The sequence below is a fragment of the Rhodovulum sp. MB263 genome (genome assembly GCF_002073975.1).
In the GTDB taxonomy this organism is placed as follows: Bacteria; Pseudomonadota; Alphaproteobacteria; order Rhodobacterales; family Rhodobacteraceae; genus Rhodovulum.
Map to the genome: position 1 here is coordinate 1,430,998 of NZ_CP020384.1, position 19,814 is coordinate 1,450,811.

General features: G+C 69.1%; 12 protein-coding genes. 3 read left to right on the plus strand and 9 right to left on the minus strand.

Going from position 1 to position 19,814, the window contains the following annotated elements; translation table 11 throughout:
• Nucleotides 1–116 precede the first annotated feature (116 nt).
• Nucleotides 117–1,040, plus strand: a complete 924-nt coding sequence (locus B5V46_RS06860) for a sugar kinase (protein WP_080615906.1) — start codon at nt 117–119, stop codon at nt 1,038–1,040.
• Nucleotides 1,041–1,073: 33 nt separating this feature from the next.
• Here B5V46_RS06860 and B5V46_RS06865 read toward each other — a convergent pair whose 3' ends face one another.
• Nucleotides 1,074–2,021, minus strand: coding sequence for a 2-hydroxyacid dehydrogenase (locus B5V46_RS06865; protein WP_080615907.1), 948 nt, complete (start codon nt 2,019–2,021; stop codon nt 1,074–1,076).
• A gap of 1,081 nt (nt 2,022–3,102) precedes the next feature.
• Between B5V46_RS06865 and B5V46_RS06870 the strand changes: the two genes are divergently transcribed.
• Complete coding sequence (locus B5V46_RS06870) at nt 3,103–4,884, plus strand: IlvD/Edd family dehydratase (protein WP_080615908.1); 1,782 nt, start codon at nt 3,103–3,105, stop codon at nt 4,882–4,884.
• Nucleotides 4,885–5,935: 1,051 nt separating this feature from the next.
• Here the strand turns inward: B5V46_RS06870 and B5V46_RS06875 are convergent.
• From B5V46_RS06875 to B5V46_RS06905, 7 genes are all read right to left on the minus strand, one after another.
• Entirely contained in the window at nt 5,936–6,847 is a 912-nt protein-coding gene (locus tag B5V46_RS06875; protein WP_080615909.1) for a 2-dehydro-3-deoxygalactonokinase, read from the minus strand.
• Nucleotides 6,848–6,853: 6 nt separating this feature from the next.
• Nucleotides 6,854–7,918, minus strand: a complete 1,065-nt coding sequence (locus B5V46_RS06880; RefSeq protein WP_080615910.1) for an aldose epimerase family protein — start codon at nt 7,916–7,918, stop codon at nt 6,854–6,856.
• 163 nt (nt 7,919–8,081) lie between these two features.
• On the minus strand, nt 8,082–9,128 hold the full coding sequence (locus B5V46_RS06885; RefSeq protein ID WP_080615911.1) for an L-idonate 5-dehydrogenase: 1,047 nt from the start codon (nt 9,126–9,128) through the stop codon (nt 8,082–8,084).
• 9 nt (nt 9,129–9,137) lie between these two features.
• Nucleotides 9,138–10,415 carry a TRAP transporter large permease gene (locus B5V46_RS06890; RefSeq protein WP_080615912.1) on the minus strand — a complete coding sequence of 426 codons (1,278 nt, stop codon included), beginning with the start codon at nt 10,413–10,415 and terminating at the stop codon, nt 9,138–9,140.
• Nucleotides 10,415–10,918 carry a TRAP transporter small permease gene (locus tag B5V46_RS06895; protein WP_080615913.1) on the minus strand — a complete coding sequence of 168 codons (504 nt, stop codon included), beginning with the start codon at nt 10,916–10,918 and terminating at the stop codon, nt 10,415–10,417. The genes B5V46_RS06890 and B5V46_RS06895 overlap by 1 nt, the downstream gene beginning before the upstream one ends.
• Before the next feature lie 131 nt (nt 10,919–11,049).
• On the minus strand, nt 11,050–12,027 hold the full coding sequence (locus B5V46_RS06900) for a TRAP transporter substrate-binding protein (RefSeq protein ID WP_080615914.1): 978 nt from the start codon (nt 12,025–12,027) through the stop codon (nt 11,050–11,052).
• Nucleotides 12,024–12,779 carry a GntR family transcriptional regulator gene (locus tag B5V46_RS06905; protein ID WP_080615915.1) on the minus strand — a complete coding sequence of 252 codons (756 nt, stop codon included), beginning with the start codon at nt 12,777–12,779 and terminating at the stop codon, nt 12,024–12,026. Before B5V46_RS06905 ends, B5V46_RS06900 begins: the two co-directional genes overlap by 4 nt.
• Before the next feature lie 102 nt (nt 12,780–12,881).
• On the opposite strand from B5V46_RS06905, the gene uxuA reads away from it, so the two are divergent.
• Complete coding sequence (gene uxuA, locus B5V46_RS06910) at nt 12,882–14,087, plus strand: mannonate dehydratase (RefSeq protein WP_080615916.1); 1,206 nt, start codon at nt 12,882–12,884, stop codon at nt 14,085–14,087.
• 1,652 nt (nt 14,088–15,739) lie between these two features.
• On the opposite strand, the gene B5V46_RS06920 is transcribed toward uxuA, so the two are convergent.
• Entirely contained in the window at nt 15,740–19,465 is a 3,726-nt protein-coding gene (locus B5V46_RS06920) for a PAS domain-containing protein (protein ID WP_196774367.1), read from the minus strand.
• Nucleotides 19,466–19,814 lie beyond the last annotated feature (349 nt).

Sequence of the window (19,814 nt, forward strand, 5' to 3'; positions counted from 1 at the left end):
CCCAAGCCGTTTGCGGCGGGAAATGGCGGGCCGGTCCCTAGCGGAGCGGGCGGAAAAGGGGATAGAACCGGGATCGTTGCACAAACGCCGCTTTGGCCAGGGTCGCAGGGAGACAGATGCCGGATCATTCCTTTCTCGCCATCGGCGAATGCATGGTGGAGCTTGCCCCGGATCGGGACGGGCTCTTTCGCATGGGGTTCGCCGGGGACACCTTCAACTGCGCCTGGTATGCCCGGCGGCTGCTGCCCGAAACCTGGTCGGTGGGCTATGCGACCGCGGTCGGGACGGATGCGGTGTCGGACGACATGCTGGCCTTCATGGCGGCCGAGGGGCTGGCGACCGAGGCGATCCGCCGGATCGAGGGGCGCACGGTGGGGCTTTACATGATCGCGCTGAAAGACGGGGAGCGCAGCTTTTCCTATTGGCGCGGGCAGGCGGCGGCGAAGGCGATGGCCGACGATCCGGATTGGCTCGACCGCGCCTTTGCGGGCCGCGACCTGCTGCATGTCTCGGGGATCACGCTGGCGATCCTCGCGCCCGAGGCGCGCGAACGGCTTTGCGCCGCACTCGGGCGGGCGCGGGCGGCGGGCGCGCGGGTGAGTTTCGACACCAATGTCCGGCCGCGGCTCTGGGCCGACCCGGAGGAGATGCGGGCCGGGCTGATGCTGGGCGCCTCGGTCGCCGACACGGTGCTGCCCTCCTTCGACGAGGAACAGGCGGCCTTCGGCGATGCCGCGCCCGAAGCCACCGTGGCGCGCTACCGCGAGGCCGGGGCGACGACGGTGGTGGTCAAGAACGGCGCCGCCCCGATCCGTCTTTTCGCCGAGGGCGCCGAGGCCGAGATCGCGCCGGTGCCGGTTGCCCGGGTGGTCGACAGCACCGCCGCGGGCGACAGTTTCGCGGCGGGCTTTCTGGCCGCTCGGGCGACCGGGGCCTCACCGGCCGAGGCGGTCGCGCAGGCGGCGGCGCTTGCCGCCCGGGTGATCGGACAGCGCGGCGCGCTGGCGCCCGGCCTCTTTGCGGCGAGCGCCGGGGCCTGAGCCGGCCTCGGCTCCGGCCTCAGTTGACGGGTCTCAGTTGACGGGGCTCGGCAGCGGCTCACCATCGAGAAAGGCCTGGATATTGGCCAATTGCAGCTCGGCCATGGCGCGCCGGGTCTCGACGGTGGCCGAGCCCGCATGCGGTTGCAGCACCACATTGTCGAGCCCCTGAAAGCGCGGATCGATGGCGGGCTCGTCGAGATAGACGTCAAGCCCGGCCCCCGCGATCCGGCGCTGTTCGAGCGCGGCCAGAAGGGCCTTCTCGTCGACCGTCGTGCCGCGCGAGATGTTGATCAGCACGCCCGTCGGCCCGAGCGCGGCAATCGCCTCGGCCGAGACGTAATTCCGGGTCTCCTCCCCGCCGACCAGCGCCACGACAAGGAAATCGACCGCGCCGGCAAGGCTGACCGGATCGGCGTGATAGCGCCAGCCGGGGGTCTCTTTCCGCTGCCGCGAATGGTAGTGGATCTCCATCTTGAAGGCGGCGAGCCGGTCGGCGATCTCGCGCCCGATCCGGCCCAGCCCGACAATCCCCGCCCGCGCCCCGGAGACCTTCCGGGCAAGCGGCATCGCCCCGAATTTGCCCCAGCGGCCGCTTCGGACCCAGCCATCGCCGCGCAGGAGGCCGCGCGCCTGTGCGAGGATCAGCCCCACCGCCATATCGGCGACATCATCGTTCAGAACGTCCGGAGTGTTGGTGACGCGGATGCCGCCTGCGGTGGCGGCGGCCACGTCGATGGCATCATATCCGACGCCGAAATTGGCGATCAGCCCCAGCCCGGGCAGCGCGGCCATCTCGGCCGCGCCAAAGCGGGTCTGGCCCTTGTAGGCGACGGCGCGAATGCGCGCGCACAGGCCGGGGTCGAGCCCGTCAAGCGCGGCGGGGCTCTCGACAAAGACGGAGGAGATGGCTGTCGACAGTCGGGCGCGCTCATCCATGGTGAAGGCGGTGCCGCAGATCAGCAGGGCGGTATCGGTCATGAAGGAGCCTTTCGTCAGACAGGCGCGCGCAACCGCGCGAAGGTTTCAGCGAGGATGTCGTTCCGGACGGCGCGGAACAAGCCTATTCGCGGGCCTCCTGCCGGAAGCGGGAACGGATGTTTCCGGATCGTATCGCAACCTGAGAAATGTCCTCAATCCATCTGATGATAAATGATATTAAGGTTTCCGGCATGCCCATGGCGCTGCGGGCGTTTGGCGGGACCTCCGCGATGCGGAACGGTGAGGCATGCCGGCTCCGCACAGGCGCGACGGCCCAAAACCGGGCCTTTCTGTCGCCGGGCTGTATCGGGGACCGTACCCGAAGGGGGCTTGCGCGTTCATCGACCGGAAGGCCCGGATCTCAAGAGGTTGCCTGCTGCCGGGGCCGACCGAGGAGCGGCATCGCGAAGACGAGGCTGCTGCGGCAGGGCCGGAGCGCTCCCGGTCTCGGGAGCGGACCTGCCCTAGGGGCGGCGCTCTGGTGCGGGCAGGTCGCGGGCCCGGAGGGGGGCTCGACGAGCGGTCCGGGCCTGCGGATCCGGGGCGGGCCGATAGCGTAACGGTTGTTATCGCGCCCCTCTGCGGCCAATGCCTTGGGTCGGCCCGGCATCGTCAGGACCGAAAGCGCAACAGGCCACGACAGGCCATCAGCAAAGTGAAGAGGCGTCATGGGCATTCCCCCGGGGCCGGGCCTGTCGGCCGCTTCGGATCCGCCAGCCCAGGAGAAATGCCGGGATGAAGGCCTCCCTTCGGTCGGAGTTCTCCGCCTGGTTCTGCACGCGGTCTTGTGCGGGGCTTTGCGCGGCCAGGGGCGGTCGGAAGTGGGCGGGCGGGGACAGTCGGGTGGGAACGCCTGGCCTGCCGAGGCCGATCTTCGGCGACGTCCCCCGGGAATGGTGGCCGTCGCCGGGGGGGCGGTCGCGATCGGGGGCTTTCCGGCTTTCGGGCCCGATTGGCCTTGCATTCGGTATACCGGATCGGAATGCTCGCCCCGAGGGCCGCGACCGGTCCCCTGATCGGCGAAGCTGGTTGCCTTTGATGGGCGAGGGGAGAGGCAAAGGCCGACAAGCGGAGGAAAGGAATGGCCGACACGCGCGCGAATGGACGGTTCCGGTCTCAGGAATGGTTCGACAACCCGAACAACCCGGGCATGACCGCGCTGTATGTCGAGCGCTACCAGAACCAGACCTTCACCCGGGGCGAGCTGCAATCTGGCCGCCCGGTGATCGGCATCGCCAATAGCGGCTCGGATCTGGTGCCCTGCAACAAGATCCACGTCTTCCTGATGGACAGGATCAAGGCAGGTATCCGCGAGGCGGGCGGCGTGCCGATGGAATTTCCGGTCCATCCGCTGCAGGAGACCGGCAAGCGGCCGACCGCCGCGCTCGACCGCAACCTGGCCTATCTGGGGCTGGTCGAGATCCTGCATGGTTATCCGCTGGACGGGGTGGTGCTGACCACCGGTTGCGACAAGACCACGCCCGCCATGCTGATGGGGGCGGCGACGGTCGACATCCCGGCGATTGCGCTCAATGGCGGTCCGATGCTCGATGGCTGGTGGAAGGGCAAGCGCGCGGGCTCGGGCACCATCGTCTGGGAAAGCCGGCGCCTCCTGGCCGAGGGCAGGATCGATTATGACGAGTTCATGGACCGGGTCTGTTCCTCGGCGCCGTCGCTCGGGCATTGCAACACCATGGGCACGGCCTCGACGATGAACGCCATGGCCGAGGCGCTGGGGATGAGCCTGACCGGCAATGCCGCGATCCCCGCGCCATTCCGCGAGCGGATGGCGATGGCCTACGAGACCGGCCGGCGGATCGTTCAGATGGTGCTGGACGATCTGAAGCCGTCCGACATCCTGACCCACGCCGCCTTCGAGAATGCCATCGTCGTCAACAGCGCCATCGGCGGCTCGACCAATGCGCCGCCGCATCTGCAGGCCATCGCGCGGCATGCAGGCGTCGAGCTGGACGTGACCGACTGGGAAAAGATCGGCCATGACGTGCCGCTTCTCGTGAACATGCAGCCCGCGGGCGATTACCTGGGCGAAAGCTTCTTCCGCGCGGGCGGGGTGCCTGCGGTGATGGCCGAGCTGGCCCGGGCCGGGCGGCTGCTTGTCGGCGCGATGACTGCGACCGGCCGCACCATGGCCGAGAACCTCGAGGGGGTCTGTTCCACCGACCCCGACGTGATCGCGCCACATGACGCGCCCTTGCGGGCGCAGGCCGGGTTCAAGGTGCTCTCGGGCAACCTGTTCTCGTCGGCGCTGATGAAGACCTCGGTGATCTCGGACGAGTTCCGCGCGCGCTTCCTGTCCGAGCCGGGGCGCGAGGGCGTGCACGAGGCCCGCGCCGTGGTGTTCGAGGGCCCCGAGGATTACCATGCCCGGATCAACGATCCCGAGCTTGAGATCGACGAAAGCGCGATGCTCTTCATCCGCAATGTCGGCTGCGTCGGTTATCCGGGCTCGGCCGAGGTGGTGAACATGCAGCCGCCGGATGCGCTGGTGAAGAAGGGGGTCAGGCATCTGCCGACGGTCGGCGACGGTCGGCAATCGGGGACCTCGGAAAGCCCCTCGATCCTGAACGCCTCGCCCGAGGCGGTGGTGGGGGGCGGGCTGGCGCTTCTGAAAACCGGCGACCGGGTGCGGCTCGATCTGAACGCCTCGCGGCTCGATGCGCTGGTCGATGAGGCGGAATGGGAGCTGAGGCGCGAGGCCTGGGAGCCGTCCGAGATCGTGAGCCAGACCCCCTGGGAAGAGATCTACCGCGCCAATGTCGGCCAGCTGGCCGATGGCGGCTGTCTGGAACTGGCCACGGCCTATCGGCGGATCGCCCGAGATCTGCCGCGCGACAATCACTGAGGCGGCAATGGCCGGCCGCTTCGGCCTCTGCCGGGGCGGCGCGTCCGGTCACGGTCTTGGTCCGGCGTTGGTTCTGCCCGGCGGCGGAAAGGATGCCGTGGCCCTTGATGGGGCGGACAGCGCGGTCGCGCGTGACCGGCTGCGGCCGGTGAGGGGGCTCCGCCCCCCGTCCTTCGGACGTCCCCCGGGGTATTTTGACCAAGAAGAAGGACAGGGTTGGGGCGCCTAGGCTTGCGGATGCCGAAGCCCGTGGCGGCCCCGCGCCGGGCGGTCTCGTGGAGCTGGGATGAGCGGGGTGGCCCGCGCATGCGGTGGGATCGATGCAGATCGCGACGGGGGTGCGTCGAAAGCCATGCGCGGCAGGCTGCCGTCCGGTCTCGTGGGGCTTCGGTGACGCGACAGAAGATCTTAGGGGCGCGGATCGATCGTCGAGACGCCAGAGCGTCGATATCCGGATCCGCCATCGCAGCGATGACTTCGATCTCTCCCCAAGGCCGCGCGGAGATGGAAGCTCTCGGCTCGACGAGGGGGAAGACGGGCGCCGTTCCGTCGCCGGCTGCGCAGCGGACGGGGCGATCGGGCGCGCGGGGCCTGCGTTTCCGGGGGGCTTGCGCATGTCGCAGGCCGATCGACGAGAGACCCGGATGCCGCTTGCGGAGCGCGCGGTGGGGAACGGATCGAGGGCAGACCGGCGCGGGGCGGGCTTCGCTCCGGCCGGTCCCCGGATCGTTCCGGGAGGGTTCCTGGCGGCTCCACGCCGATCAGATTGCCGAGCCGCAGATGCCGGGCCTGGGCCCGGGGTGCGCGGCAGGACGGGGCATGACGGTCGCAGCGGGCGCAGTGATCGTCCCGGCTGGCCGGGATCATGGTCCATATGCGCCGTTTCAGGGCGTTGCAGCGGGGCGATTCTATCGGGATAGGTCCGCTCTCGGGTGGTGGAGGACTTCGCCGGGTTCCTTCGGGCGGGGCAGGCAAGGGAACGCTCTGTCGCTGGGGCCGGGCAGCGCCAGATGCTTGAGGCGGGGCCCGCTCTGCGCCGCGCCGGAAGCGCTCATGGTGCGGTCAGGGTCGCCGCTCCGGTCTGCTCGAAAGTCGCGATCAGGCCTTCCAGGGTCAGCCGGTCGGGCGCGACGGTTTCGACCTCGGCGCCATGCTCGGAGAGCGCCGAGACATAAAGCTGCGACAGGCGCTCGCTGCCCAGAACCGCGACCGGGTGCCCCTGCCACAGGTCGCGCATCGCCGCGAGATCGCTGCCGATCAGAAGCCCCGACAGCCGACCCCGGATCTGTCCCGTTGCCCGCGGATCGAGCAGCGCGCTGGCGCGCAGGGAAAACAGAGCCCCGGGCATCCGCTCGGGGTGGTGGAAGACCTCGTCGACGGCGGCATGGAAGAGGCCGTCATTCCAGATGTCGTCGAAGGCGCGGCGCAGGGTCGAGGCCCGCACCAGCAGCCGGTAGAGTTCACCCGTCATCGCGGTCCGGAAGGCCAGTATCATGCCACCGCAAAGCCGGATCCATTTGGAATGCGTTCCGGGCAGGCAGAGGGTTCCGTCGAACTCCGGACGCGCAGCGAGGAAACCGGCGACCCGGGTTTCCTCGCCGCGCATCACGTCGGGCGGTTCGGTCTGGCAGAGACCGGGCAGGATGCCGACCGAGAGGCGCGGATCCGTGCTGGGCGCGCGCACCGGTTGTCTGGCGCTCGGGCAGCAGGGCAGGGGCGCATAGGGGACCTCGACCCAGCCGTGTCGTGCCCCGGCCAGGCCGCAGGCCAGAACCGGCGTGACCTCGTCCGGGGGCAGCATGCTGTCGGCCAGCGCCAGCAGGGCGGGCTCGAAATCGGCGGGGGCAAGGCGCTCGAGGTCGAGTTCGGAGGCGCCTTCGGCCTGCACCTCGCGCCCGGCCATGGCCCAGACCCGGAGCGACGTGGCGCCCCAATCGGTGGCGAGCCAGCGTGCCCCGGTCATCTGCCGTCACTCCGGCCGGGGCGCGCCGCTGCGGCGCGGGTGAAAGCGCGAGAGCTGTCGGCGGGTCTCGCCGGGGCGCAGCAGGACCGAGGGGTAATCGGGCCGGTTCGGGGCATTCGGCCAGTGCTGGGGTTCGAGCGCAAGGCCTGCATGGGCGCGGTAGGGGTGGCCCTGATGGCCGGGAAAGGGCCCGGTATCGATCCCGCCGCCATCATAGACCTGCAGACCGGGTTCGGTCGTGGACAGATCGAGGGAGATGCCGGGGACCGACAGCCGGCAGGCGGGACGCAGGCGACCGGGCGCATCGCCGAGGCAGAAATTGTGATCGAGCGGTGCCGCGCCGGGAGTGCGGACCGGGCGCGGGCGGCGGAAATCGAAGCGGGTCCCGGCCACCGGCGCGGGCGCCCCGACCGGGATCAGCGCCGCATCGACCGGCAGATAGGCCTCGGCCGCGATCTCGAGCATATGGGCGTCGAGCGTGCCGCTGCCGTCGAGGCACCAGTAGCTGTGCGGGGCGAGATTGCAGAAGGTGGGGGCGCCGCTTTCGGCCTCGAGCAGGATCTCGAGCGCGCCCTCGCCATCGATGGAATAGCGGGCCCGGAGCGTCAGCGGACCGGGGAGGCCGCCGGTGCCTTCGGGCAGCGACAGGCCGAGGCGGCAGGCGGTGGCGCCTGCGCTCTCGATCCGCCAGTTGCGGACCGAGCTGCCTGCGGAGCCGCCATGCAGCATGGTACGGCCGGCCTCGTTGGCCTCGAGCCGCAGCCGCCGTCCGCCAAGCGGCGCCGAGGCCCCGGCGATGCGGTTGGCGACCGGGCCGACCACGGCGCCGAAATCGCGCATCGGTCCCGCATAGGGGGCAAGCCCGGGGCTGCCCAGCACCAGAGAGTGGCCGATGCCGTCCAGCCGCAGGTCCATCAGCGTGGCGCCCCAGGTCATGATCCGGGCGCGGGTTCCGGCCCGTGCGATCCAGAGCGCCTCGACCGGGCTGCCATCGGGCGCGCGACCAAGCGGTATGGTCCCGGCGCCGTTGCTGCTTGCGGTCTCGAGCGCGGTATGCGTGGCGGATATCATGTGCGGCACTCCAGGCTCGGCTTCTGCCATAGCCCGAGCCTCTGTCACAACCTCGCCGTGTGCAAGCCTCTTCTTGACGACAGGGCAAGGGACCGGGCGCGCCACGGCGCCCCTCCCCGGGTTTTCGGCAGCTCGGCAACGGTTGCGGGCCGCCGCGACGGGATCAGGCCGGCTCGAAGCTCAGATGCACCTTGACCGCGCGGGTCCGGTCGCCCGCGGCCTCGAAGGCCGCTTCGACGTCTTCGAGCGGGAAGCTGGCGCTGATCATCGGGCGCACGTCGATGCGGCCCGAGGAAATCGCCGCGACCGCCTCGGCGAATTCGGGGTGGAAGCGGTGGGTGCCGCGCACCTGGATCTCCTTGCCGACGATCAGGTTCAGCGGCACCGGGATCTCGCCTGCGACGCCGACCTGAACGAGGATGCCGCGCGGGCGCAGCGTGGCGATGGCCTGGCCGATGGCGGGGGCGGCGGCCGAGCATTCGAACACCACGTCGAAGCGGCCCTTGTCGGCGCCATAGGCCTCGAGCGCGGCCGTGTCGCGGGCGATGTTGACGATCCGCGTGGCGCCCATCTGCAGCGCGACCTCGAGCGGCACGTCCTGCAGGTCTGTCACCACAACCTCGGCGGCGCCGCCCTCGGCCGCGACCGCCGCGCAAAGCGCACCGATCGGGCCCGCGCCGGTCACCAGCACCGATTTGCCGGTCAGGTCGCCCGCGATCCGGCGGGCATGCAGGCAGACCGCCAGCGGCTCGGAGCAGGCGGCCTGGCCAAGCGAGATGCCCGGCGCCACCGGCACGCATTGCGCGGCGCCGATGGCGATGCGGTCGCGGAACAGGCCCTGTTCATGCGGCAGGCGCATCGCCGAGCCGCGGAAGCGCATCTCGAGGCAGTGATTGAACATGCCCTGCTGGCAATACTGGCAGGTGCCGCAGGGCTGCGACGGGTTCAGCGCTACCGTCTGCCCGAGGGCCAGCCCGGTGACCCCGTCGCCGAGCGCGATCACCGTGCCCGCCGCCTCGTGGCCCAGCACGATCGGTTCGCGCACCCGGACCGGGCCGAAGCCGCCATCGTGATAGTAGTGCAGATCCGACCCGCAGATGCCGCCCGCGCCCACCGCGACCAGCACCTCGCCGGGGGCGGGACCCTCCAGGGGCATGGTCTCGATGCGGATGTCGTGGGGGCCGTAGAGGCGGCAGACGCGGGTGTCCATTGGAGGCTCCTATGGGATCAGGACGGAAGGCAGCCAGGTCGCGATGGCGGGCACGTAGGAGACGAGCAGCAGCACCGCGATATTGGTTGCAAGGAAGGGAAGGATGGCGATGACGACCGGGGTCAGCGGCAGCCGGGCGATGCCCGCGCAGACGAAGAGGCAGACGCCGACCGGTGGCGTGGTCAGCCCGATCATCAGGTTCAGGACCGCGAAGGTGGCGAAATGCAGCGGGTCGATGCCGACCGCCTGGGCCAGCGCCAGCAGCGGCACGAAGAGGATGATGAGCGCGGCGATGGTTTCCATGAACATGCCGACGAACAGCAGCAGCAGGTTGATGATCAGAATCACCAGGAACTTGTTGTCGGTGATCGACAGCACGCCCTGGGCGATGGCCTGCGGGATGCGTTCCGCCACCAGGATCCAGCCGAACACATTGGCAAAGCCGACAAGCGCCAGGATGCCGGCCGCAGAGACGGCGCTGTCGACGATCACCTTCGGCACCCGCCGAAGCGGCAGGTCGCGGTAGATGAAGCAGCCGACGATCACGGCATAGACGCTGGCCACCACGGCGGTCTCGGTCGGCGTGGCAAGGCCCGACAACAGCCCGTAGATGATCAGGAAGGTCATGGCGATGGCCCAGATCGCGCCGCCGAAGCTGCGGGCGACCTCGCCGAAGCCCTGCCAGGGCTGGCGCGGGAAGTTCTTGCGCCGGGCAATGACATAGGCCGTCACCATCATCGCAAGCCCCATCAGGATGCCCGGAACGGCGCCCGCGAGGAACATCTTGCCGACCGAGATCCCCGACAGCGCGCCGACGATGATCATCGGCACCGAGGGCGGGATGATCGGCCCGACGGTCGATGAGGCGGCGGTGACGGCGGCCGAATAATCGGCCGGATAGCCCGCCTTCTTCATGCCGGGGATCATCACGCCCCCGATCGAGGCGGCATCGGCCACGGCGGTGCCGGTGATGCCGCCAAAGAGCATCGAGGCCGCGATATTGGTCAGGCCGAGCCCGCCGCGGATCCAGCCGACCAGCGCATTGGCAAAGCGCACGATCCGGTTGGTGATGCCTCCCTGGTTCATCAGGTTGCCCGCGAGGATGAAGCCCGGGATCGAGAGCAGCACGAACACATCCATGCCGGCATACATCTTCTGCGGCATGACCACGGGGGGGATCCCCGTCAGCAGCAGATAGCCCAGCGACGAGAGGCCGAGCGTGACAGCGACCGGAATGCCGATCACGAGGCCGCCTGCGAAGAGGCCGAACAGAACCCAGACTTCCATCAGATTTCCTCGGCCTTCTCGGGGGTGCCATCCTCGGTGCCGGTCAGCATGCCCAGCACGCGCAGCGCGGCGAAGAGGGCGATCAGTGCCAGCATCGCGAAGACGGTGACATGGACATAGCTCATCTTCAGACCCAGCGCGGGCGAGCTCTGCATCCGGCCGATGCTGACGAAGCGCCAGGCATGGGGCAGCAGGTAAAGCGCCATCCCGCCGGTCGCGAGCGCCGAGACCAGCCGCAGCCGCCAGGGCCATCGTCCGGGCAGGGCCTCGCAGACGATGTCGACATTGACCATGTCGCCGCTGCGCAGCGACAGCCCGGCGCCGAAGGCGATCAGGAACAGCAGGGCGAAGCGGGTCAGCTCTTCGGTCCAGACCGGCGAATTCCCGAAGCTGCGGCCGACCACCTGAACCAGCACGGCGCCGATCAGGACCGCGAAGGAGACCCCCGCGCCGATGCGGGCAAGGGCGGTGACGATCGTTATGAAGCGTTCGGTCTTGGGCATGGGACCTCTGGGGCGCTGGGGCTCTTGAACTCTTGGGGTCTTGGTCGTCGGGTGCCGGCCGGCCCCATCGCGGAAGGGCCGGCCGGTCCTACTCGTTAAGAAACGTCACTCGTTAAGCATTTCCGTCCGGATCATTCGGCGAAGATCTGCTCGACCACGGGCCGGATCTCGGCGCCGACATTGGCCAGGACGGCGTCCTTGGCCTTCGCCGCGAAGGCGGCATTGTCGACCTCGACGAAGGTCATGCCATGCTCTTCGAGCCAGGCGCGGTCGTCGGCGAGGCTCTGCTCGAACAGCTCGCGCTCATAGGCCTGGGCGCGGCTGGCGGCTTCCATCACCGCGGCCTGATCCTCGGGCGAGAGCTTGGCCCAGGTCAGTTCGGAGATGGTCAGGTAGATCCAGGAGCGCACATGGTCGGTGAGGTTGAGGTAGTCCTGCACCTCGTTGAAATTGGCCGAGCGGATCAGCGCCAGCGGGTTTTCCTGCGCGTCGATGGTGCCGTTCTGCAGCGAGGTGAAGACCTCCGAGAAGGCCATCGGCGTCGGCTGGGCGCCGAGCGATTTCCAGACATCGACGAAGAGCGGCACGTTCGGAACCCGCATCTTCAGCCCCTTCAGATCGTCGGGGGTCTCGATCGGACGGTTCGAGGTCAGCTCGCGCGCGCCGCGGGCGAAATAGGTGACGGGGCGGATCTGCGCGCGTTCGACGATCTGCGCCTCGATCTGCTGGCCGATCTCGCCCGAGGCGACCGCATCCATGTGCTCGATCGACTTGTAGGCATAGGGCAGGGCCAGAAGGGCCGCCATCGGCGCCCAGTTCTGCAGGCTCTCGCCGGTGATCGTCATGTCGACCGTGCCGAGCTGCATGCCGTTGATCAGGTCGATCTCCTTGCCGAGGCTTTCATTCGGATAGACCTCGACCGCGATCCGCCCGTCGGTCAGCGCCGACAGCTCTTCGCCGAATTTGAGCGAGGCCTTGTGCCAGGGATTGTCCTCGTTGGCGAGGTGGCCGAGCTTGAGCGTGATCTCCTGCGCCAGCGTCGGCGTGGCGGCCAGCCCCGCGATCAGCGCGGCCGCGGCCAGCCCGGGCAGTTTCCATGCGGATGTCATATCGGGTCTCCTCCAGTGGTCTCGTTATTGGTCTCGGTATTGGTATCGGCCCACATGCCATCGAAGAAGCCGGGATTGTCAGCCATGATCGTGGGCAGGTCGTTCAGGATCTCGCGCAGATGCGCCCGCGCGGCGGCATCGGCGGCGACGGGGTCACCCTGGGCAATGCCCTCGACGATGGCCGCGTGCTGGGCGATCAGCTTGTCGACCGGAAACCGTCCCAGCGCCAGGAAGCGGACCCGGTCCATCTGCGATTTCAGGCCTTCCATGAGCGTCCAGGCCCCGGATTTGCCCGCGGCCTCGGCCAGCGTCCGGTGGAAGGTCTCGTCAAGCTGGATGAAATCGCGCGGCGCGGTCCCCGCCACGGCGCGCTGCCGCTCGATCTGTGCCCGCAGCCGGGCGATCAGCGCGGGATCGGCGGGGCGGCGTGCCAGCAGCCGGACGATATCGGCCTCGATGGCCTCACGCACGAAGCGGGCGTCGAGAACCGTGGAAAAGGCGATGGTGGTGACGATGGTCCCGCGCTGCGGGCGGATCGACAGAAGCCCCTGTTCCGAGAGCTTGATGAAGGCCTCGCGGACCGGCTGGCGGCTGACCTGGCAGCTGCGCGCGATCTCGGCTTCGGACAGCCGGTCGCCCGGCTTGAGCACATTCCGGATGATCCGGTCGCGCAGGAAACTGTGCAGCTGAGGGGTGATCGGACGGCTCGGATCGAGCACGCAGCCCATGTCCCTGTCGATGTGCTGATCCATGATTCGCCTCCCTCATGTTTAGAACTACCATACTGCCATACTAGTCAGCAATCGTTCTGGCTGTTACACCGGAGTGGAAACGCGACTCGGAAAGGCAATGCAATGCGGCAGACATGGCGGTGGTTCGGTCCCAGCGACCTGGTTTCGATCGACGACGTCCGGCAGGCGGGGGCCGAGGGCATCGTCTCGGCGCTGCATCACGTGCCGACAGGTGCGGTCTGGACCCCCGAAGAGATCGCCCGCCGCAAGGCCCAGATCGGCAGCATGGCGGATGGCAGCGCCTCGGGCCTGAGCTGGGACGTGGTGGAAAGCCTGCCCGTATCCGAGGACATCAAGAAGCAGCAGGGCGACTGGCGCGCCCATCTCGACGCCTATCGCGAGAGCATGCGCAGCCTGGCTGCCGCCGGCATCGAGGTGATCTGCTACAATTTCATGCCCGTGCTCGACTGGACCCGCACCGATCTGGCCTGGAAGCTGCCCTCGGGCGCGACCTGCATGCGCTTCGATCTGACGGATTTCGTCGCCTTCGATCTCTTCATCCTCGCTCGTCCCGGTGCCGCCGATGCCTATGACGACGATCTGCGCGAGGCCGCCCGGGCGCGGTTCGCCGGGATGTCCGAGGCGACGCAGGACGCGCTGGCGCGCAATGTCGTGTTCGGTCTGCCGGGGGCGGCCGAGAATTTCACGCTTGAGGATGTGCGCGCGCATCTGGCCGAATATGCCGACATGTCGGAGGCCACGCTGCGCGGCCACCTGATCGATTTCCTGTCCGAGATCGTGCCCTTGGCCGAGGAGCTGGGCCTGCGCTTCTGCTGTCATCCCGACGATCCGCCGGTGCCGCTGCTGGGGCTGCCGCGGATCATGTCGACCGAGGCCCATTACACCGAGGTGCTGTCGGCGGTCGACAGCCCGGCCAATGGCGTCACGCTCTGCTCGGGCTCGCTCGGCGCGCGGTCCGACAATGACCTGCCCGGGATGATGGAACGGCTCGGCGACAAGGTGCATTTCCTGCATCTGCGCAATGTCAAACGCGAGACCGATGCCGTCTTCGGCTCGTTCCACGAGGCCGAGCATCTGGGCGGAAATACCGACATGGTGGCGCTGGTCGAGGCCGCGCTCCGCGAGGAGGCCCGGCGCCGGGCTGCGGGCCGGGCCGACTGGTCGATCCCGTTCCGGCCCGATCACGGCCAGGACATCCTCGACGATCTGGGGCGCGATGGCCAGCCCGGCTATCCGGCCATCGGGCGGCTGAAGGGGCTGGCCGAGCTGCGCGGCATCATCGCCGCGCTCGGTCCCCGGATCGGCTGACAGGGCGCGCGCCCGGCTTGCCAAACCGGGTCCGGCTGGGGCGGTCTTGACGCCAGGGTCGGCCCTGGCGCGGGCCTGCAAACGCGATGGCCCGAAAGCCCCGGCCCGGGAGCTGCGCCGCAGCGGGAAAAGGGACTGCTCCGGCAGGCGAGGCGAAGACGGGAATAGAAGACGGGCCGCTGCCCCGGTTCTTGGGCAGGGCCTGTCCTCCGTCCCTTAGCAGCCGGCTGAAAAGTCTCAGGCTGAGCGGCCCGGGAACTGAATACCGCGCTTTCTGGCTCTCGCATCGCCCTGAAGGATCTTGATCGCGTCGGGGATCAACTCAGTCGACGAGGATCCCGGCGTCAAATTGCTTTTTCAGCAGCCTGTTAGAGCGCGTGCGGGCAAGCCCGGGCCAGGGCGCGATGCTGTGGCACCCCCCGGGGTGGCTCGCGCCGAGGTCCCGGCCTTTCACGAGGCGGGCATGCACGGTCAGCCCCGGCGGATGTCCCGCACAGCTTCCGAGCGGCGCACACCCGCAGGGGCCGAGCCGCGGTTCCCCGATCGTCCGAAGTCCCGGGCAGGTGGCCTCGAAGGCAGGGGCGCGGATCTTGCCGGGGACGACGGTCATGGCGATGGCAGGCGGGGTTCTCTCCACCTTGAACAACTCGCCGGTCGCGACCCGCGGCCGAGCCACGGGCTGTCGCAAGCTCGCCCCCCTTGCCCCCTTGGGCACCGAAAACCGTATGCCCGGCACCGTCGTGCTCCTCCGCAGCCAGAGACGCGAGGACAGGCCGCCGCGGATCGCTCTCAAATACGCGGGCGCAGCACCGCCCTCTCTCAGCGCCGGAGCAGTGTCGCGCGGCGCGAAGGCCGCGTCCTCCGGCACCGCCCTGGCAAGAGCCCCAGCAGCACGCCCGACGACAACAGCGCGGATCCCGGCGTCGTTACGGGGCCTCCTCTCATCCGGGAGATAGGGCAGAACACGCATCCGGCCGGGCGGCCGCAACGTCTCGCAATATGCTTGGATACGCTCGGCCGGGATCTGCCCGGGGAACTACGACGGCGAGTTCGGAAGGCCGGGCGCCGACCGCATCGCCCTGTCCGACACCACCGCCCGGGCACCGGATGGCAGAAGCCCTGCAGCGCCGGTCCGGGCATCGCGCCACGCGCCCCCGGTCGCCGCCCGGAGTGCCAAACGAGACGACACCCTGTCGCTTGGCCTGGGGGCCGACACCTGAAAAGCGCTCGTATCGAACGCGTCTTGCGAGGCGATTGCGCTGCTATTGCGCTGTGACTGCGGTTTGGACCCGGTCTCCGGGTCGGAAAGGTTTCGGCGCGGCGTCTTGTCTTTCCTCCCTGCCGAACCCGGCGCCGGGCCGTCGTGGGACGAGAGGCGCATCCTGCCTCTCCGGGGGGCTGCGACCGAAAGGCAGTGCGCGAAGGGAGAGCCGTTCTGGCCACGGTCGGATATGTCCGCCTGCAGGAAGGACGAGCGGTCTCGCCCGGGGACTTCCATGCGGATGAAGATGGGTTTTCATGATACCAATCGGATAGATCTCGTTTCTTCCGGGCATGGCAGGCTGTCCCGTATCAGGCGGGCCTGCGAAAATGCCGACCGGTCGCGCCGTTTCGGATCGGTGGATACAGCCAGGTCGCCGCCGGGCCGTGGTTCAGCGGTCGAGAATGGCGGCCTCGGCCGCGGCCAGAAGATCGGCGCTCGAGATCGGCTTGCCGAGGATGGCGGCGAATTCGTCTCTGCTATGGCCCTCGCCATGTCCGCGCCAGTCGGTATGGGCGGTCATCAGCAAAACCGGAAGATCCGGGACATGCGCATGCACTTCCTGTGCCAGCTGCGCGCCACTCATCGCGGGCATCGCGTAATCCGTGACCAGCAGGTCCCAGTGCCGGGGATCTTCGCAGACCGCCTCCAGCGCGTCCTCGGCCATGGTACAGGTCGCGACCTCGGCCCCCGCAGTCTCGAGAATGCCCGAGATCACCCGCAAGACGTCGGGATTGTCGTCGATCACCAGGACCATATGGCCGTCGAGCCGTCCGCTCAGTTGTCGGGGCCGGGGCGCGCGCGGCGCTGTCAGGGGGGCGTCCCGGTACGATTCGAGCGGCCAGAACACCGAAAAACACGCGCCCGGGCCGCGGCCGTCGGCCAGGGAGATGGCACCGCCATTCTTGCCGACAATGCTGGGAACGATGGCCAGTCCGAGTCCGCAATCGACCGTGCTCCGGCTGAAGATGCATTTGGCGAAGACGCTATTGCGGGCGGCGGCGTCAAGGCCGGGGCCGTCATTCTCGACCTCGAGCAGGCAATAGGCGCGGGCCGGATCGAGGCTGCCGAAGGCGAGCGGGCGTTTCAGCTCTGCGGCGGTGGCGATGCAAAGCCCGATCCGGATCCGGCCGCGCCCGTCCGGATGCTGTTCGGACAGGATCGAGTCGCGGGCGCCGATCAGCAGGTTCAGCGCGACTTGCATGATGTCGGTCTGGACCGCGTCGACCATCACCGGCTGGACCGGCAGGTCGAGTTGAAGCTCGACCGCGCCGCTGCCATCGGCCAGCAGCAGATCGGCCGCCGCGCGCACCGGCACGCGTATGTCGAGCCGTTCACGCAGCGGCGGGCGCATGCCGAAATCGGCAAGCCGCCTGAGCAATCCGCTGGCCTGCCCGACCGCGAGCTGGATGCGCCGGACATTGGCTTCGACGATGCCGCTGTCGGCGATCAGGCTGGCCGAGCCCGAGATCGCGGCCAGAAGGTTGTTGAAGTCATGGGCGAGCCCGATCGAGAGATGTCCGATCAACTCGCGCTGGCGCGCCACCTGCAGATCGTCGCGAAGCCGCGCAAGCTCGCGGTTGGCGCGGACCCGTTCGGAGAGATCGCGCGCGATGCAGAGGATGCCGCCCGCATGGCGCCGGGTCAGCGAAAGCTCGTGCAGCGCACGGCTGCCATCGGGACACCGGTGCCAGACCTCGCCGCTCCAGTGGCCCTGGGCCTCGAGCGCGGGCAGCACCGTTGCGTTCATCCGCTCGGGCGCCTCGCCGCTGTAAAGCTCGATCCAGCTCCGCTCGTCGCGTCCATCGGTGGCGTCGAGCCAGAACATGTCGCGATGGGCGGGGTTCATGTAGAGGAAGCCTCCGTCCGGCCCGGCGATGGCGATGCCGTCGCGCGAGCCGTCCATGGCCGCCAGCCAGTCGGCCTGGGCGCGTTGTGCGAGCTGCTTGAGTTCGGTGATGTCGCTGCACAGCTCGATATGGCCACCATCGGGGGTGCGGCGCTCGATCACCCGCAGCCAGCGCCCGTCGGCCAGCTGCTGTTCGCTTTCGTCATAGGGGCGGCGGTGGCGGGACAACCGTTCGGCCAGCATTGCCTCGCCGCTCTGTAGGGCGATCGGGAATTCGCCATGCGCGAGCCCGTAACGCAGGATGGCCTCGAAGGTCTGGCCGACCTCGATCGCGGGCGCGCTGCGCGGGTAATCCTGCCGGTAGCGCTCGTTGAACAGGATCAGCCGATCCTCGCTGTCGAAGAAGGCGAAGGCGTCGGGCAAGGTCTCGATGGCCTGCACCACGCGCTCTTCGGCCTCGCGTGCCTTTTGCGCGATCAGCGCCAGGCGGTCCTTGTCGCGGTGGCGTTCGGTGATGTCGGACAGGAGCCACATCCAGCCCTCGAGACCGCCGGTGGCGTCGCAGAGCGGCATCACCGCGATATCGAACCAGACCCTGTTGCCGCCCTGGTCGAGAAACCCCGTTTCGCCCGCGAACCCGCCTTCTGAAGACAGCCGCTCGCAGATCCGCCCGAGGCCCGCGGCATCGGCCCAGAGGGCCTCGAAGGCCTGCTGCGGCGAAAGCCCGAGCAGCCCGGCCGCAGGCTGTCCGACGCGGTCCTCGGTCGCGCGGTTGGCCCAGGTCAGTCGGTGCGACCTGTCGGTCAGGAACACCTCCCTGCTCATGTGCTCGACGATCCGGCCGAGCCGGTTGCGTTCGCGGCGCTGTGTGCTTTCGGCGGTCACGTCCCTGATGACCAGTACATAGCCGTAGCGGGCAGGCTCGGGGGAAGGCGCATGGACCATGGCCGAGAGGCTGTAGATTTCCGGTTCGGCGGCCGGGGCCGGGCGGTGAACCATTTCCGGCAGGACCGCGAAGCCCGCGGCCTCGGCACGGTCGAGCAGCGCGTGGATCGCCTCGGCGGTGGCCGGGGCCAGGCATTCCTCGGGCCGGAAGCTGATCAGGCCGTCGATGCGGTCACGGGCCGAACCGCGGCTATGCGAATGGATATGGGTGTAGCGCCGGTCTGCATCGAGCTCGATCACGGTGTCGGGCAGAAGCTCGAATACCGCCCGCATCCGGTTGCGCTCGGCTTCGAGCAGGCTGCGTTCCGCCTCGGCCAGGCGGCGGGTTTCCTGCTGGTGCAGCAGCCCGGCCGCGCCGGTCAGGCAGGAAAGCGTGGCGATGTCGCGGCGGTCGAAGGGCCGCTGCCCGGTTGCGCGGTCGATGCAGAGCACCCCTCCAAGCTCTGTGCCGTCGCGGAAGGGCAGCATCAGCCTGGCCCCGATCCCGAGCCGCCCCAGGGCCGTCTGCTTCCCGAGTGCGATGGGTTGCATCGCCGCGAAGTCCGCGATCCGCCGGGCGAGAATGGACGCGGTCTCCGCGTCGGTGTCTGTCGGGATCTGCGCTGCGCCGGGCGGCCTGTCGGGCGAAGACCAGACCAGGACCGGGCGGAATGTGCCGTCGCAGTGCTGCCAGAGCACGCAGCGCGCGGCGTCGAACTGGCGGCCGATCGCTGCGACGATGCCGGCCGTGGCGCTTTCGCCGCTTTCGGTTGCGGCCCGCTCCGCGCCGTCGGGCGGGCGGCCGGTCTTCTGACCGGGCGCGCGGCCCTCTCTGGCCGGGGCGGGCGCCGTGTCGGTAGGCATGTCCGGGCGCACGCCGGGTCTGGCCCGGGGCAGGGTCCCGCGTGCATCGGGGTGGGCGGGCAGGGTGTGGGCCAGGGCCCGGGCGGTGTGCTCGAGAAACGGGATCTGTGCGTCGGTGAAGAGGCCCGGTCGAGGGTCGATGCCAAGCAGCGCGATGTCGCGGGATCCCGACGGGCAGGGCCGGACCAGCACCAGGCTGGAGATGTCGGGCAGGAGGGGGGCGGTCCCGGTCGATCCGCTGCTCTGTTGCAGGTCGTCCTGTCGCCATGGGCCGAGCAGGCCCCATTCGGCGGGAAAGCTTCGGCCTTCAAGGCCGGTCGGGGTGGAGGCCGTCACCCGTAATCGGCCACCGGCGGCTGGATCGGGGCAAAGCAATGCCACCCGATCACAGCCGAGAACCGCCGCGATGCCTTCAAGGAACGCGCGCTCGGGCGCGGTGTCCGGGCAGGTCCGGGGCTGATCTTCGGATGTCGGTTCCATTGCGTGCCGTGGCAAACGGTCGACCCTTTCCCACGGCGCGACGGCCTTTGTTGCGGGGCGGGGTCCATATGGGCATGACTGTGCGGATGCACCGGGTGAGGTAGACGCGAACGGTGCGAATCTGCTCATCGGGAAAACTTAGACCCGCCCCAGCGGGCCGCGCAAGATACCTGTCGGGTAAGGTGGCCGGACATAGGAGAGGGGGGGCGGAACCCTGCCTGCCCGTCTGGGACCACGGCAGGCCCGTCAGTGCCTGTGTGTCGAGCCTCACCACCTGATGCGACAGAGGGCGGCGGGCTCGCCCGGGGCAGAGGATTTGCGGCGCATGCCTCTTGAGCAGGCTGACATG

What these genes read in the sequence shown, in the direction of transcription:
- B5V46_RS06875 (WP_080615909.1), bottom strand. Translation starts at nt 6,847, where the DNA reads ATGACCGGGGCACGCTGGCTCGCCACCGATTGGGGCGCCACGTCGCTC.
- B5V46_RS06865 (WP_080615907.1), bottom strand. Translation starts at nt 2,021, where the DNA reads ATGACCGATACCGCCCTGCTGATCTGCGGCACCGCCTTCACCATGGAT.
- B5V46_RS06885 (WP_080615911.1), bottom strand. Translation starts at nt 9,128, where the DNA reads ATGGACACCCGCGTCTGCCGCCTCTACGGCCCCCACGACATCCGCATC.
- uxuA (WP_080615916.1), top strand. Translation starts at nt 12,882, where the DNA reads ATGCGGCAGACATGGCGGTGGTTCGGTCCCAGCGACCTGGTTTCGATC.
- B5V46_RS06890 (WP_080615912.1), bottom strand. Translation starts at nt 10,415, where the DNA reads ATGGAAGTCTGGGTTCTGTTCGGCCTCTTCGCAGGCGGCCTCGTGATC.
- B5V46_RS06880 (WP_080615910.1), bottom strand. Translation starts at nt 7,918, where the DNA reads ATGATATCCGCCACGCATACCGCGCTCGAGACCGCAAGCAGCAACGGC.
- B5V46_RS06920 (WP_196774367.1), bottom strand. Translation starts at nt 19,465, where the DNA reads ATGGAACCGACATCCGAAGATCAGCCCCGGACCTGCCCGGACACCGCG.
- B5V46_RS06860 (WP_080615906.1), top strand. Translation starts at nt 117, where the DNA reads ATGCCGGATCATTCCTTTCTCGCCATCGGCGAATGCATGGTGGAGCTT.
- B5V46_RS06905 (WP_080615915.1), bottom strand. Translation starts at nt 12,779, where the DNA reads ATGGATCAGCACATCGACAGGGACATGGGCTGCGTGCTCGATCCGAGC.
- B5V46_RS06870 (WP_080615908.1), top strand. Translation starts at nt 3,103, where the DNA reads ATGGCCGACACGCGCGCGAATGGACGGTTCCGGTCTCAGGAATGGTTC.
- B5V46_RS06895 (WP_080615913.1), bottom strand. Translation starts at nt 10,918, where the DNA reads ATGCCCAAGACCGAACGCTTCATAACGATCGTCACCGCCCTTGCCCGC.
- B5V46_RS06900 (WP_080615914.1), bottom strand. Translation starts at nt 12,027, where the DNA reads ATGACATCCGCATGGAAACTGCCCGGGCTGGCCGCGGCCGCGCTGATC.